The organism is Pseudomonas sp. QC2 (genome assembly GCF_002859085.1).
Taxonomy (GTDB): Bacteria; Pseudomonadota; Gammaproteobacteria; order Pseudomonadales; family Pseudomonadaceae; genus Aquipseudomonas; species Aquipseudomonas petroselini.
The window spans coordinates 47232-60340 of sequence record NZ_PKKS01000005.1 but is presented as its reverse complement, the minus strand read 5'-3'; the positions used below and the strand labels follow the sequence as shown (position 1 = coordinate 60340).

Sequence of the window (13109 nt, the reverse complement as noted above, 5' to 3'; positions counted from 1 at the left end):
TTTCTCACACTAGCGCGTTTCGTTTTGCCATCTCGATAAGTTCTACCAAGGATTTGGCTTGAAGTTTCTGCATCAGCCTCTTTTTATAAGTGCTTACTGTTTTGTTGCTCAGAAACATGCCTTTGGCAATTTCCTTGTTGGTACGACCTTGTGCAAATAATTGCAATACCATTAGTTCCCGATCGTTGACGGTTTTGAATAATTCAAGTTCCTGGGTTTCCACACCGTCTATACCGTTGGTGGTCAATGCCTGGCTGGGGAAGTAGTTATAGCCGGACAGCACCGCGCGGATGGCGCTCAGCAACTCACTCAGGTCGCCCTCCTTGCACACGTAGCCATCGGCGCCCGAGCGCATGCAGCGGGTGGCGAACAGGGTAGGGGATTGGGCTGTCAGGATCAGGGTTTTCATCGGTGTATTCATTGCGTTGAATCGGCAGAGCACTTCAAGCCCATCCAGCTTGGGAATACTGATATCGAGGATAATCAGGTCAGGCAGGCATTCCCGGACCATTTGAATGGCGTCGCATCCGTTGTCCGTTTCACCCACCACTTTGTAACCTTCATGCTCCAACAACATCCGGATGGCAAGCCGTATAACCGGATGGTCGTCGATAATAAAAACTGAGTTCATGATCATAGTCCGTGTAAGTGCAAATAAAGCGGGCACATTAGCTCAGAAGAGCACAGGGGGGCATGAGCTCAGGGGCAAGTAGGTACAAAACAGGAAAATTCCTACACTAAAAAAGGTAAATACCTACCATCTGCTAAGGCTTTGTGAAGCGATATCACAAGGCTTCGGAAGTGAATGAGCTAAAGGTTGTTATCGTGGATTTAACGGGCATCGTACAGGCATATTTCATCGGATCATGATGTTTAAAATCCTACATTTGTAACCTGAGCAATGGGCAGATCAAGCGTGCAAGTTCATCTTTGTTTAATGGCTTTGATAAATAGCCGAGCAGTGGCAGGCCACGATCCATGGCTTGGGCGATCAGGGTGGCTAGCTCTACCACGGGCAATCCGCTCAGCAGGATGGCGGTCGTGGTAAAGCGCCGGCGACTGGCGATTTCAATCAGCTCAAGCCCCGGCAAATCGGGCAGGCATTGGTCACACAGGATGATGTCGAAGGGCACCTCGGCCCGCGACATCAAGCAGATTGCCTGCTCGGCGTTTTCGGCCGGGGTCAGCCGTGCGAAGCCGAAGCTCCTGAGCAGGCACTGGGTGGCGAGGAGTTGGAATGGATGATCCTCCACCAACAGGATACGGAGCGGATAACTGGGCATTTTGGGGGGCACACGGTGAGTCAAGCGTCGATGGGGGGCGCGTAGGAACAGTTCGCCTGGATCGCCCGGAGCGTGCGTGATTATTCATCGGGTGCTTGTGCGAATTCGATCAGGCCGCTCTGTTCCCTTCGTAGGTAGATTCCTTTCAGGCAACAGGCAGCTTGATCGTGCTCGTTATTGAGGGCTGGAACGCCCGGTCATTTCCCGCGCCATCTCGGTGGCATAGCTGTCGGTCATGCCGGCGATAAAGTCGATCATGCGCAGGAACGAAGTGTGCAAAGGCCACTGTGGGTTCGGCGCATTGTTGCCCAGTAAGTCGAGAATGCGCCGGTTCTTGAATGACGGCGTGCGTCCACCATGTTGTTCCAAGGCTGCACCGCAAAAGGCGTTCAAGAGGATTTCCAGGGTGGTGTAGGCGCCGATCTCATGCAGGGTCTTGCGCTTGTCCTGGAAAATCTTCTTGCGCGCCATGTCCTTGGCATCCAGCACGCAGCGTTTGGCGGGGCCATGCATGTGCTCCACCAGGTCGCCGGGCAGGGTGCCGGCGAGCAAGGCATCCTGTTGTTCGACGAAGGCACTCGCCGCCGCGTTGGTCAAATGTTCGATGGCTTTGCCGCGCAGGATTGCCAGCTTGCGTCGGCGCGAATCCTGGGCGCCGAGTTGGCGATAGGTCTGGGGCAGGTCATCGCCCACCAGGTTGAGCAGCAGCGACTCGACCTCGGCGTATTCCAGCAGCTCCATTTCCAGGCCGTCTTCCAGGTCGATCAAGGCGTAGCAGATATCATCCGCTGCCTCCATCAGGTACACTAGCGGGTGGCGGGCCCAGCGTTGTTCTTCGAGCTGCGGCAGGCCGAGTTTGTGGGCGATCTGTTCCAGGATCGGCAGTTCGCTTTGGTAGCAGCCGAACTTGTGTTTCTTGTAGCCCAGCGAATCCGCGTGGCGCGCCGTCCAGGGGTATTTCAGGTAAGTGCCCAAGGTCGCGTAGGTCAACCGCGTGCCGCCGTCGAACTGGTGGTATTCCAGCTGGGTGAGCACGCGGAAGCCTTGGGCGTTGCCTTCGAAGTTGAGGAAGTCATTGCGCTCGGCACTGCTCATGTCATCCAGCCAGCCGCGGCCTGCCGCCTGCTGGAACCAGTGGCGGATGGCGTCTTCGCCGGAGTGCCCGAACGGAGGGTTGCCGATGTCGTGGGCCAGGCAGGCCGATTGCACCACCATGCCCAGGTCGCTCGGGTCGCACCAGTCGGGCAGGGCGCCACGCAGGGTTTCACCCACGCGCATGCCGAGCGAGCGGCCGACGCAGCTGACTTCCAGTGAATGGGTCAGGCGGGTGTGGATATGGTCGTTGCTGGACACCGGGTGCACTTGGGTCTTGCGACCGAGGCGGCGAAACGCGCCAGAGAAAATAATACGGTCATGGTCTTTGTGAAACGGGCTACGGCCCAGTTCTTCCGGGCTGTGCAGGGGCTTTCCAAGACGTTCGCGGGTAAGCAGGGTGGGCCAATCCAAGGCGGTTACTCTCCGTGCGGTGAATGACCCTGCCAGCTTCCCGGTTCCGCGTGGGCGGGGCAAGCGAAAAACTACAGCCCGACCGCATCGATATCGATTAACAGCAAACGCTGACCGTTATCGAAGAATTGTCCGGCCGTGAGGCAATACTGGTTGGTGGTCGCGTCGCGGTAGGTCGAGGACAAGGTCAGGCGTCGCTCCTCCCACCCTTCGGCCAGCAAGTGGTAGAAGTACGGGCGCCATGACCAATTGTGGCCCAGGTAGCGGCTGTCGGCCTGCCAGGCGTCCTGGCGCCATTCAAAGTTCGGCGTCAGCTGGGTGCCATGTCGGTCGCACTGGTAAAACCGCAGCAGCCAGGGGAACGCCGGCAGTTGCGGCAACTGGCTCAGCGGCGCCTGTGCCAGGGCCCAGTTCTGCAGGATCTTCATCAGCTCTGCCAATTGCTGGCGCAGTTGCATGATGCGCCCGCGCTCAGCCAGTTTTTGCTGGACGTAGGCCGTGCGCAACTGGGCGAAACGCGGCACGAAGGCGTCGGCGGCAAACCAGTCCAACTGCGCCTGGGCGAACAGATAACCCTGCACATAGCGCGAGCCACACTCCAGGGCAAAGCTCAACTGCGCCTCGGTTTCCACGCCTTCGGCAATGATCCAGCAGCCGGTCTTCTCGGCCATTTGCGCGAGTGCCCGCACCACTTCACTGCTCGGCCCGCCGCGGGCAGCCTCCTGGAACAGGCGCATGTCCAGCTTGAGAATATCCGGCTGCAACGCCAGTACCCGGTCAAGCTGCGAGTAGCCGGCACCGAAGTCATCGATGGCGATGCGCGCGCCGGCCTCGCGATAACGTGCGACCACGTTGGCCAGGCGCTGGATGTCACCACCCAGTTCGGTGATCTCGAACACGATTCGCCGTGGATCGACACCATGACTATGGATCTGTTTAAGGCTCGGCAGCGCTTGGCCCGGGCGCAGGCGGTTGATCCAGCGCGGCGAGATATTCAAGCTCAGGAACCAGTCTTCAGGCGCTTCATGCAAGCGGCTCAACGCGTTATCGCGGATCTGTCGGTCAAGCCGACGCAAGCTCACGCCTGGCGTGCGCGGGTCGGCGAACAGCGGGCCCACGGACTGCAAGCGGCCGTCGACCTGGCGCAGACGGCCCAGGGCCTCGACGCCGGCGATGCGGCCGGTGGCGGTGTCGATAAACGGCTGGAAGCAGGCAAGCGGTTGCCCGTCGATCACGGGGCCTCCTTAAGAGAGGTGGCGAAAAAAAGGCCCGGCCCTCAAAAACGAGGACCGGGCCGATTCTGTTAGCAAGAATGCAGCCAGCAGGGCTGATAAGCCGTAGAAAGGTACAGCATTCACCTTTAAGCCAGAGGTACAGCCTTCACCTTTAACGTGCGCCAGCCCGCCTGCTTCAACTTTTACGCGAAGTGCCTTGCATGGCCAGTTTGATCAGCGGGATCAAGCCGGCACCGAGGCGTACCAGGCGGGTCATGCCGCTGATACCGCCGCCCTTGGCACCTTTGCCGGTCAAGAAGCCCATCAGCGTCACCGCCGCCACGCCCCACAGCGGCGCGTGCTTGATGCCCAGGCTGCCCTGCCAGTTCTGGCCCATGTTGCGCACCTTATTCAAAGGCAGCATCAATTGCTGGGACTCGTGGCGGATTTCCTGGCGGTGCATTTCCATGCGCAGGCGAATCAACGCCTTGCGCATTTCCCGTCGCGACGTGTTTTTAGGCATTTCAGTCAGGCTCATGGCAACAAGCGCTCCCGGTCATTGGCCAGCTCTTCGAGGGTGGCGTGGAACGGCGTGGATTCATCGAACACCGCCGCCTTCAAGCGCACCCCGCAGAACGCCGCGGCCAGGCTGTAGAACACGCAGAGGCAGATGATCCCGGTCAGGCGGTAACCGGTGTCCCACACCAAGATCATTACCAACGTCGACAACCCCACCAGCAACAGCAGCGCAAACACCAGCGCCAAGCCGGCGAACAGCAGCAGGCTGACGGTGCGGGCCTTCTGTTCCTGCAATTCGATGCCAAATAATTCGACGTGGCTGTGCAGCAAGCCCAGAACGGCCGCGCCCAGACGTCTTGAGGTAGTCCCTGTGGACGAGCCAGTTTCGCCGATAGACATGATTTAGCGCCTTGTGGCCAGCAGGCCGATCAGAAAGCCCACACCGGCGGCAATGCCCACCGACTGCCAAGGGTTGGCCTGCACGTAATCTTCGGTCGCGGTGACGGCCGCCTGGCCGCGTTCGCGCAGCGAATCTTCGGTCTGCTTCAGGGTTTCGCGGGCCTGGAGCAGCGTGTCGTGGATCTTGGCCCGCAGCTCATCGGCCTGGTCACCGGCGAGCACTTTGGTGTCGTCCAGCAACCTTTCGGTGTCAGTCACCAGGGTTTGAAAATCCGCCATCAGTATTTCTTGAGCAGTCTTTGCAGTTCTTCTGGCCATGGTTATCTCCGTGATTGGCTGATCTGTACGTAGTGGTTTCGAGTCACCGGCGTCGGTGAAGGTTCAGTGCAATTGTGTGGTACAGCTTTTGCTTTGCCTTGGTGCGCAGGCCTCAAGTCCTGCGCTGAATCCGGGCGGTCCCAGGCAATGCCTTGAAAAACCTTACCCTAAATAACTGAAACTCGCGGAAAAACCCTGTCGGCAACGGCCTGTTGCGTTGATCGCTGCGCTAAAGCGGTTCACACCCTCTGAAGAGGGGTGGGACCGGTGGTGCCAATTTAGTGCGCGCAACCCTGGCTTGAACCGCTTTGGTGCTTTTTGCCTTTATTGCAGGCCTGCCAACCTCCATGGAAAATTTGCAAAGTGCAGTGGACACGCTCGTCCACAGCTCCAACACCCTGTTTATCCTAATCGGTGCGGTCATGGTCCTGGCCATGCACGCGGGCTTCGCGTTCCTGGAAGTCGGCACCGTGCGCCAAAAGAACCAGGTCAACGCGCTGTCGAAGATCCTCAGCGACTTCGCCATCTCGACCCTGGCCTATTTCTTTATAGGCTATTGGATCTCCTACGGTGTGAGCTTCATGCAACCGGCGGCGGTGATCAGTGCCGACCACGGTTATGGCCTGGTGAAGTTCTTCTTCCTGCTGACCTTCGCGGCAGCAATCCCGGCAATCATTTCCGGCGGCATCGCCGAGCGTGCGCGGTTTGCCCCGCAATTGTGTGCCACGGCGTTGATCGTGGCGTTTATCTACCCGTTCTTTGAAGGCATGGTGTGGAACGGCAATTTCGGCCTGCAGGCCTGGCTGCTCGCGCGCTTTGGCGCCAGCTTCCATGACTTCGCCGGTTCCGTGGTGGTGCATGCCATGGGCGGCTGGCTGGCGCTGGCGGCAGTGTTGTTGCTCGGGCCGCGCAACGGGCGCTACCGCGAGGGACGCCTGGTGGCGTTCGCGCCGTCGAGTATTCCGTTCCTGGCGCTGGGCTCGTGGATCCTGATCGTCGGCTGGTTCGGCTTTAACGTGATGAGCGCGCAAACCCTCAATGGCGTGAGTGGACTGGTGGCGGTCAATTCGTTGATGGCGATGGTCGGCGGCACGGTCGCGGCGTTGATCATTGGCCGCAACGACCCGGGCTTCCTGCACAATGGCCCGCTGGCCGGGCTGGTAGCGATCTGCGCCGGTTCCGACCTGATGCATCCGGTCGGCGCGCTGGTCACGGGCGCCGTCGCCGGTGGCCTGTTTGTGTGGTGTTTCATCGCCGCCCAGGATCGCTGGAAGATCGACGACGTATTGGGTGTGTGGCCGCTGCACGGTTTGTGCGGTGTGTGGGGCGGCATCGCTTGCGGCATCTTTGGCCAGACTGCGCTGGGTGGCCTGGGCGGCGTCAGCCTGGTCAGCCAGTTGATCGGCACCGCCCTCGGTGTGATCGTGGCGCTGGTCGGCGGCTTGCTGGTGTACGGCGTGATCAAGCGCGTCACCGGGCTGCGCCTGAGCCAGGAAGAGGAGTATTACGGCGCGGACCTGTCGATCCACAAGATCGGCGCGGTCAGTCAGGATTGATCGGCGCCTCGTCTTCGTTGTTCGGCTGCGCATAAAAACCGTGCAGCAGGCGGTAGCGGTTCTGCCGCACCTCATCGACCCGCGCCTGCACCTGTTGGTCCGGCAGGCCCAGCAGGACCAAGGCGTGGGAGGCGAGCATCAGGCTCGACTCCAATAGCTCGGGCACCACTTCGCTGGCGCCTGCAGCTTTCAGTTCGGCGAGCTGGCTGTCGTCGCGGGTGCGCACCAGGATCGGCACGTCCGGGTTGATCCGACGTGCTTCCTTCAGCACCACCAAGGCGACGTCACTGTTGTCCACGGCGATCACCACCAGCCGCGCGCGCTCCAGGCCCACGGCACTGAGCAGGGCGCCACGCCGGCAATCCCCATAGTGCACGCTGCTGTCTTCAGTGGCGGTTTCCTGTACCCGTTCCGGGTCGTCATCCAGGGCGATAAACGCCTGTTGCTCCTTGCGCAGGAAACGCCCGATGGACTGGCCGACGCGGCCATAACCGCAGATCACCGCGTGCCCGTGCAACTGAGCATTAAGTGCAGTGATTGCCTCCAGTTGCACTTGCTGGTTGGGCTTGCGGTGCAAGCGCAGGGCAATGCTCGGTGCCGCGCGCAGCAGCAGCGGGGTCAGCAGCATCGAGCAGAACGTGGCGGCGAGCAGCAAGCCGTTGAACTCATCGGGGATTAATCGGCTTTGCTGCATCTGCGCCATCAAGGCAAAACAGAACTCGCCGCCTTGGGCCAGGGCCAGGCCACTGCGCCAGGCGGTCTCACCGTCGCTGCCGCGCAGCTTGACCAGCGCAGCGACCACGCAGCCTTTGATCAGCATCAGGGCGAGGGTGAGGCCGAGGATCAGCAGGCTATGGCTGACGAACAGTTGCAGGTCGATGAGCATGCCGATGCTGACGAAAAACAGCCCCAGCAGAATGTCGCGAAACGGGCGGATATCCGCTTCGATTTGATGGCGGTAGTGGCTTTCTCCCAGCAACATCCCGGCCAGGAAAGCCCCGAGAGCAGGGGAGAGCCCCAGCAGGTGGGTGAGCCAGGCGGTCAGCAAAACGATCACCAGCGCCAGCAGCACAAACAGCTCCGCCGAATGGGAGGCGGCGACTTCATGAAACAAACGCGGCAGTAACCAACGACTGGCAAGCAACAGGCCGACAAACAACACCACGGTCTTGCCCAGGGTCAACGGCAGCGCCCAATACCAGGCTTGCTCGCCGGTACCGGCAAACACCGGGACCAGGGTCAACAGCAACACCGCCACCACATCTTGGAACAGCAGCACGCCAATCGCGTTCTGGCCATGGCTGCTGAAGATTTCACCGAGGCTGGTCAGCTCCTTGCTGACGATGGCGGTGGAGGACAACGCCAGCCCTGCACCGAGCAACAAGGCGATACCCGGCGCTACACCAAAGCCCATCAACAAGACCGCCAGCAGCGTCCCGCAACCCAGCACCTGCAAACTGCCCAGGCCAAACACCACGCGGCGCAGGGCGAGCATCTTGGTCAGGGAGAACTCCAGGCCCAGCGAAAACAGCAGGAACACCACGCCCAGTTCGGCGAGATCGGGCAATTCTTCGCTGTCATTCACCCAGTCCAGCGCAGTGGGCCCCACGGCCAGGCCGACGCACAGGTAGCCCAGCACGGGCGGCAATTGCAGTCGGCGAAACAGCGCAATCACCACCAGGGATGAGGCCAGAATGATCAGCAGGTTGGCAAACACACGCATCTCCGTTGCAAGGGGGCAGGCAAAAAGCCGCGAGAATCGCTGAATCAGTTATAGGCCATGGTGACCTGGGTCAGGGTTTTTGTGGTGGTGGGCTTCATGCCGTCAGCGGGCTTAGAATGTTGGCCTACTTCCTGATCAGGACCCTTCGTCATGCTTCCTGAATGCCAGTTGTTCGGCACCCTGGGTTGCCATCTTTGTGAAATTGCCGAGGCCGAAATCATGCCGTTGGTCGAACACGGGTTGCTGGTGGAACTGGTGGATATCACCGATCCCGACGATCTGACCGACGTCTATGGCCTGCGGATTCCGGTGCTTCGCCGGGTGGACACCGGGGCGGAACTGGATTGGCCTTTTGACTCACAACAGGTGGTGGCCTTCCTTCGCTGAGTGTCATCCGATGGCGGGTTTCTAAATATTGCGTTACTGTATGTTTGTACAGCGATTGAAATAGAGGGAACGCCCGTGGTGAATGTCGAACAACTGAAAAGCAGCGTCAATCGCATGTCCGCCGACGTCGTGCGCGATGCGGTGAACGAGCTGCGCCTCGATGGCCTGGTCACGGAAGGCAAGACGCCGTTCAACAAAGTGCATTTCAATACCTGTTTTGCCGAGATCGAAGCGCTGTTCCAGCGTGCCGGTTACCACAAGCAGCTGGACGTGGTGGGTTACCAAGGCTTGTTATACGCGCTGTATGACCCCGGCCGCTGGGAGGCGGTGGACGTGCTGCGCTGGCTCAAGGAATTCACCGACGCCGCGAGTGCCTCACCGCTCCTGCGCGCGGAGTTGGTCAAGGCCTGAGATCGGCCCTAGGCTCAATCCCGCTCGATGCGGGATAATGCCCGCGTGTTTTTCCAGGCTTTGAGCATTTCATGTCCACATCCGGTTTTTCCGCGTCCCAGCACCAAGCCAGCACCTTGTACCTCCCGCCCGGCCCCTGGGCGACAGTGCTCGATTGCCTGTGCGAGCACTTCCCGGCGATCGCCCGTGAACACTGGCTGGACCGCATCGCCAGGGGCCGGGTGCTGGACATCAACGGCAGCCCGATCAGCCTGGACCTGGCCTACAAGGAAGGCCTGTGCATCTACTACTTCCGGGAAGTGCCCAACGAGAAGGTGATCCCGGTGCAGGAAACCATCCTGTATGCCGACGAGCACTTGGTGGTCGCCGACAAACCGCATTTTTTGCCGGTGACCCCGGCCGGTGAATACGTCGAGCAAACCCTGTTGCGCCGTCTGATTCGCCGCCTCGACAACCCGGCGCTGGTGCCCTTGCACCGTATCGACCGGCATACGGCCGGCTTGGTGCTGTTCTCGGCCAACCCGGCCAGCCGCTCGGCCTATCAGCAACTGTTTCCCACACGCCAGATCGATAAATTTTACGAAGCCATCGCGCCAGCCCTGCCGAACCTGACGTTCCCCAGGGTGCATAAAAGCCGCCTGGTAGAGGGCGAGCCGTTCTTTCGCATGCAAGAAGGCCCTGGTGCAAGCAACACCGAGACGGCCGTGGAAGTGCGCGAAAAAAAGGCTGATCTATGGCGCTACGGCCTGTTCCCCGTGACCGGCAAGAAGCATCAACTGCGCGTGCACATGACTGCCCTCGGCGCGAGTATCTGCAACGACCCGTTCTACCCTGACGTCATCAAGGATGCCGTGGACGACTACGCCAACCCGCTCAAGCTGCTGGCCCAGGGCGTACGGTTTATCGACCCTGTGACGGGCGAGGAGCGCCACTTTCGCAGCCGGATCACTCTCGACTGGTAACCGCCAGAAACGACAAGGCCCGCGCGAGGCGGGCCTTGTTGGCAAACGCTAAGACTTACAGGTCTTTAACGGTGCGAACCTGATCTTTGTTGATGCGGGTGCGCTTGCCGTCAAGTTGTTCGAATTCGTAGAAACCCGAATCTTCGTTGTATTTCGGGGTGTCGACGGCCTGGATTTCGCGACCGTCATTCAGGGTGATCACTGTAGGCGAAGCGCAACCGGCGAGGGTGGCGAGGCCCAGTGCAAGCATGAGAGCGGCGATGGTCCGTTGAGTCATGAGATTGTCTCCGAGAGAATACTTTTTAATAGCTGACCTTGTGACGCGCGGGGCGCCGACAAAGTTCCTTAAGCGAGGTTCATTCTGACACGCCCGACGGCGTCTGTAACAGCTGCGGTGTATTAAGGTTGGCCAGGCGCGGGTCATCCGCCGGGCATTCCAGGCCCACACCGCCCAGTTGCAGGAAGATCTTGCGCGGGCTGCGCTCACCGGCATGCCAGGCGTCTTCCACCGCGGCCCGCAGGCGGGTCGGGATGATGCAGATCAGCGGTTCCCAGAACTCTCCATGGCGCACCATCACCGGCAGCAGCGGGTTGCGCCGTGCCGTCTCACGCAGGTCGGCGAGCAATGGGGCGTCGATATGCGGCACATCGCACGGCAATATCAGCAAGTGCTCATGACGTGCGGCGGCGAGTCCCGCCCGGATACCCGCGAGCGGGCCGGGGAAGTCCGGGCTGTCGTCGTTCACCAACTGGTCGGCATAGTCGGCGTAGCGCTCCGGGTTGCGGTTGCACGAGATGATCAGGTCATCCGTGAGCGGTCGCGCCAGCATCTGTAAATGCGCGATCAACGGTTGGCCACGCCATTCCAGCAGGCCCTTGTCCTGGCCGCCCATGCGTTGGCCGCGCCCTCCGGACAGCAGCAACACCGAACAGGGCAGAGGGGATGAATCGATAGGCATGGCGGTTCCGCAGCGGCAGCAAAAGGGGGGCCTGTGATATAACATCGGGCTGTTCCTTCGACAACCGGACCGTGCCATGAACGCCAAGGCAGATGCGCCCTTCGTACCCCTGAACATCGCTGTATTGACCGTCAGCGACACCCGCACCCTCGAAACCGATACCTCCGGCCAGGTCTTCGTCGACCGCCTCACCGCCGCTGGCCACGCCCTGGCCGAGCGCGTGCTGCTCAAGGACGACCTCTACAAGATCCGCGCCCAGGTCGCTCACTGGATCGCCGAAGACGTGGTGCAAGTCGTGCTGATCACCGGCGGCACCGGCTTCACCGGCCGTGACAGCACCCCCGAGGCCGTCAGTTGCCTGCTCGACAAACAGGTCGATGGCTTTGGCGAGCTGTTCCGGCAGATATCCGTCGCCGACATCGGCACCTCCACCGTGCAGTCCCGCGCCCTGGCCGGCCTGGCCAATGGCACGTTGGTGTGCTGCTTGCCGGGTTCCACCAATGCGGTGCGCACCGGCTGGGACGGCATCCTCGCCGAGCAGTTGGACAACCGCCACCGCCCGTGCAATTTCGTGCCGCACCTGAAACAGGCCGAGCCTTGTGAATCCCGTGGGTAAGCCTGGCAAGACCGGCACCCTGATGCCGGTAGAACAAGCACTGCAACAGCTGCTGGCGATGGCCGAGGCCGCGCCGATCCGCGAGCGCAATACCTTGCCCCTGGCCGACTGCGACGGTCGCGTATTGGCCCAAGACCTGGTCTCCACCCTTGACCTGCCGCCGTGGCCGAACAGTGCCATGGACGGTTACGCCGTGCGCCTGTCGGACTGGACCGGTGAGCCCTTGGTGGTCAGCCAGCGCATTTTTGCGGGCCAGGCGCCGGAACCTCTGGCCGCCGGTACCTGCGCGCGCATCTTCACCGGCGCACCGGTACCTGAAGGGGCTGACTGTGTGGAAATGCAGGAAAACGCGGTGGTCCACGCCGACGAGCGCGTGAGCTTCACCGAGCCCCTGCACGTCGACCAGAACATCCGCCCCCGAGGGCAGGAAACCACCGCAGGCGAGTTGGTCTTGACCGCCGGCACGCGCCTGGGCCCGATTGAACTCGGCCTGGCGGCGTCCCTCGGGCATGACCGTCTTGACGTTATTCGCCGGCCGCGCGTGGCCGTGCTGTCCACCGGTGACGAGTTGATCGAACCCGGTTTGCCGCTGGGGCCGGGCCAGATCTACAACAGCAACCGACGGGTGCTGTGTTCCTGGCTTACGCGCCTGGGCTGTGAAGTGATTGACACCGGCATCCTGCCTGACGACCTGGAACAGACCCGCACCCGCCTGGCGAGCCTGGGCGCGGTCGACCTGATCCTGTCCACGGGCGGTGTGTCGGTGGGCGAGGCGGATTTCCTTGGCATCGCCCTGCGTGAAGAGGGTGAGCTGGCGTTGTGGAAACTGGCGATCAAACCGGGCAAGCCGCTGACGTTCGGCCACTTCCGTGGCGTGCCGGTGATCGGTCTGCCGGGCAACCCGGCCTCGACGCTGGTGACGTTCGCGCTGCTGGCGCGCCCGTACCTGTTGCGCCGTCAAGGTGTGCAAGACATCGAGCCGCTGCGCTTTGAAGTACCGGTGGGGTTCACTTGGCCAAAAGCCGGCAACCGCCGCGAATACCTGCGCGGGCGTATCGAGCAAGGCAAGGCGATCATCTACCGCAACCAGAGCTCCGGCGTACTGCGCAGTGCGGCGTGGGCGGAGGGGTTTGTGGAGGTGTTGGAGGGCACGACGCTGGAGAGGGGTGACCGGGTCAATTTCATCCCGCTAAGCGAAGTCCTGAACTGACCGCTGATCCCAATGTGGGAGGCAGCAAGCTCCCTCGCCACAGGTA

16 protein-coding genes are annotated in these 13109 nt (G+C 61.2%); 6 read left to right on the top strand and 10 right to left on the bottom strand.

The genetic code is table 11. The features are described from left to right. Positions 1 to 4: 4 nt before the first annotated feature. From QCBJ_RS05780 to QCBJ_RS05750, 7 genes are all read right to left on the bottom strand, one after another. Entirely contained in the window at positions 5 to 631 is a 627-nt protein-coding gene (locus QCBJ_RS05780) for a response regulator transcription factor (RefSeq protein WP_012723015.1), read from the bottom strand. Positions 632 to 881: 250 nt separating this feature from the next. Next, a complete protein-coding gene (locus QCBJ_RS05775) occupies positions 882 to 1283 on the bottom strand; it encodes a response regulator (protein WP_012723016.1) in 402 nt (133 codons plus the stop codon). A 174-nt stretch (positions 1284 to 1457) separates the two neighbouring features. Beyond that, entirely contained in the window at positions 1458 to 2789 is a 1332-nt protein-coding gene (locus QCBJ_RS05770) for a deoxyguanosinetriphosphate triphosphohydrolase (protein ID WP_012723017.1), read from the bottom strand. Between the two features lie 71 nt (positions 2790 to 2860). Continuing rightward, on the bottom strand, positions 2861 to 4024 hold the full coding sequence (locus tag QCBJ_RS05765) for an EAL domain-containing protein (protein ID WP_012723018.1): 1164 nt from the start codon (positions 4022 to 4024) through the stop codon (positions 2861 to 2863). A 175-nt stretch (positions 4025 to 4199) separates the two neighbouring features. Further along, on the bottom strand, positions 4200 to 4541 hold the full coding sequence (locus tag QCBJ_RS05760; protein ID WP_012723019.1) for a hypothetical protein: 342 nt from the start codon (positions 4539 to 4541) through the stop codon (positions 4200 to 4202). Further along, positions 4538 to 4921: a phage holin family protein gene (locus tag QCBJ_RS05755; RefSeq protein WP_012723020.1), complete on the bottom strand. Its 384-nt coding sequence runs from the start codon at positions 4919 to 4921 to the stop codon at positions 4538 to 4540. The genes QCBJ_RS05760 and QCBJ_RS05755 overlap by 4 nt, the downstream gene beginning before the upstream one ends. 3 nt (positions 4922 to 4924) lie before the next feature. Further along, positions 4925 to 5239 carry a YqjD family protein gene (locus QCBJ_RS05750; RefSeq protein ID WP_012723021.1) on the bottom strand — a complete coding sequence of 105 codons (315 nt, stop codon included), beginning with the start codon at positions 5237 to 5239 and terminating at the stop codon, positions 4925 to 4927. Between the two features lie 347 nt (positions 5240 to 5586). Here QCBJ_RS05750 and QCBJ_RS05745 point away from each other — a divergent pair, with 347 nt between their 5' ends. After that, positions 5587 to 6795, top strand: coding sequence for an ammonium transporter (locus QCBJ_RS05745; protein ID WP_046036490.1), 1209 nt, complete (start codon positions 5587 to 5589; stop codon positions 6793 to 6795). Here QCBJ_RS05745 and QCBJ_RS05740 read toward each other — a convergent pair. Further along, positions 6782 to 8518: a monovalent cation:proton antiporter-2 (CPA2) family protein gene (locus tag QCBJ_RS05740; protein ID WP_102060287.1), complete on the bottom strand. Its 1737-nt coding sequence runs from the start codon at positions 8516 to 8518 to the stop codon at positions 6782 to 6784. The two genes, QCBJ_RS05745 and QCBJ_RS05740, sit on opposite strands and share 14 nt — an antisense overlap. 150 nt (positions 8519 to 8668) lie before the next feature. On the opposite strand from QCBJ_RS05740, the gene QCBJ_RS05735 reads away from it, so the two are divergent. From QCBJ_RS05735 to QCBJ_RS05725, 3 genes are all read left to right on the top strand, one after another. Then, positions 8669 to 8905, top strand: a complete 237-nt coding sequence (locus QCBJ_RS05735; protein ID WP_093546085.1) for a glutaredoxin family protein — start codon at positions 8669 to 8671, stop codon at positions 8903 to 8905. Between the two features lie 75 nt (positions 8906 to 8980). After that, positions 8981 to 9316 carry a hypothetical protein gene (locus QCBJ_RS05730; RefSeq protein WP_043205014.1) on the top strand — a complete coding sequence of 112 codons (336 nt, stop codon included), beginning with the start codon at positions 8981 to 8983 and terminating at the stop codon, positions 9314 to 9316. A gap of 71 nt (positions 9317 to 9387) precedes the next feature. Further along, positions 9388 to 10278 (top strand): pseudouridine synthase, encoded by an 891-nt coding sequence (locus QCBJ_RS05725; protein ID WP_093546088.1) that lies wholly within the window; start codon positions 9388 to 9390, stop codon positions 10276 to 10278. Positions 10279 to 10333: 55 nt separating this feature from the next. Here QCBJ_RS05725 and QCBJ_RS05720 read toward each other — a convergent pair whose 3' ends face one another. Continuing rightward, positions 10334 to 10555 (bottom strand): YgdI/YgdR family lipoprotein, encoded by a 222-nt coding sequence (locus tag QCBJ_RS05720; RefSeq protein ID WP_010211805.1) that lies wholly within the window; start codon positions 10553 to 10555, stop codon positions 10334 to 10336. Positions 10556 to 10634: 79 nt separating this feature from the next. Continuing rightward, entirely contained in the window at positions 10635 to 11237 is a 603-nt protein-coding gene (gene mobA, locus QCBJ_RS05715) for a molybdenum cofactor guanylyltransferase MobA (protein WP_046036480.1), read from the bottom strand. Between the two features lie 76 nt (positions 11238 to 11313). On the opposite strand from mobA, the gene moaB reads away from it, so the two are divergent. Next, entirely contained in the window at positions 11314 to 11853 is a 540-nt protein-coding gene (gene moaB / locus QCBJ_RS05710) for a molybdenum cofactor biosynthesis protein B (protein WP_012723028.1), read from the top strand. Then, a complete protein-coding gene (glp, locus tag QCBJ_RS05705) occupies positions 11837 to 13063 on the top strand; it encodes a gephyrin-like molybdotransferase Glp (protein ID WP_102060286.1) in 1227 nt (408 codons plus the stop codon). The genes moaB and glp overlap by 17 nt, the downstream gene beginning before the upstream one ends. The last annotated feature ends 46 nt before the right edge of the window (positions 13064 to 13109 follow it).

What these genes read in the sequence shown, in the direction of transcription:
- QCBJ_RS05780 (WP_012723015.1), bottom strand. Translation starts at nt 631, where the DNA reads ATGAACTCAGTTTTTATTATCGACGACCATCCGGTTATACGGCTTGCC.
- QCBJ_RS05775 (WP_012723016.1), bottom strand. Translation starts at nt 1,283, where the DNA reads ATGCCCAGTTATCCGCTCCGTATCCTGTTGGTGGAGGATCATCCATTC.
- QCBJ_RS05760 (WP_012723019.1), bottom strand. Translation starts at nt 4,541, where the DNA reads ATGAGCCTGACTGAAATGCCTAAAAACACGTCGCGACGGGAAATGCGC.
- QCBJ_RS05755 (WP_012723020.1), bottom strand. Translation starts at nt 4,921, where the DNA reads ATGTCTATCGGCGAAACTGGCTCGTCCACAGGGACTACCTCAAGACGT.
- QCBJ_RS05750 (WP_012723021.1), bottom strand. Translation starts at nt 5,239, where the DNA reads ATGGCCAGAAGAACTGCAAAGACTGCTCAAGAAATACTGATGGCGGAT.
- QCBJ_RS05745 (WP_046036490.1), top strand. Translation starts at nt 5,587, where the DNA reads ATGGAAAATTTGCAAAGTGCAGTGGACACGCTCGTCCACAGCTCCAAC.
- QCBJ_RS05740 (WP_102060287.1), bottom strand. Translation starts at nt 8,518, where the DNA reads ATGCGTGTGTTTGCCAACCTGCTGATCATTCTGGCCTCATCCCTGGTG.
- QCBJ_RS05735 (WP_093546085.1), top strand. Translation starts at nt 8,669, where the DNA reads ATGCTTCCTGAATGCCAGTTGTTCGGCACCCTGGGTTGCCATCTTTGT.
- QCBJ_RS05725 (WP_093546088.1), top strand. Translation starts at nt 9,388, where the DNA reads ATGTCCACATCCGGTTTTTCCGCGTCCCAGCACCAAGCCAGCACCTTG.
- QCBJ_RS05720 (WP_010211805.1), bottom strand. Translation starts at nt 10,555, where the DNA reads ATGACTCAACGGACCATCGCCGCTCTCATGCTTGCACTGGGCCTCGCC.
- mobA (WP_046036480.1), bottom strand. Translation starts at nt 11,237, where the DNA reads ATGCCTATCGATTCATCCCCTCTGCCCTGTTCGGTGTTGCTGCTGTCC.
- moaB (WP_012723028.1), top strand. Translation starts at nt 11,314, where the DNA reads ATGAACGCCAAGGCAGATGCGCCCTTCGTACCCCTGAACATCGCTGTA.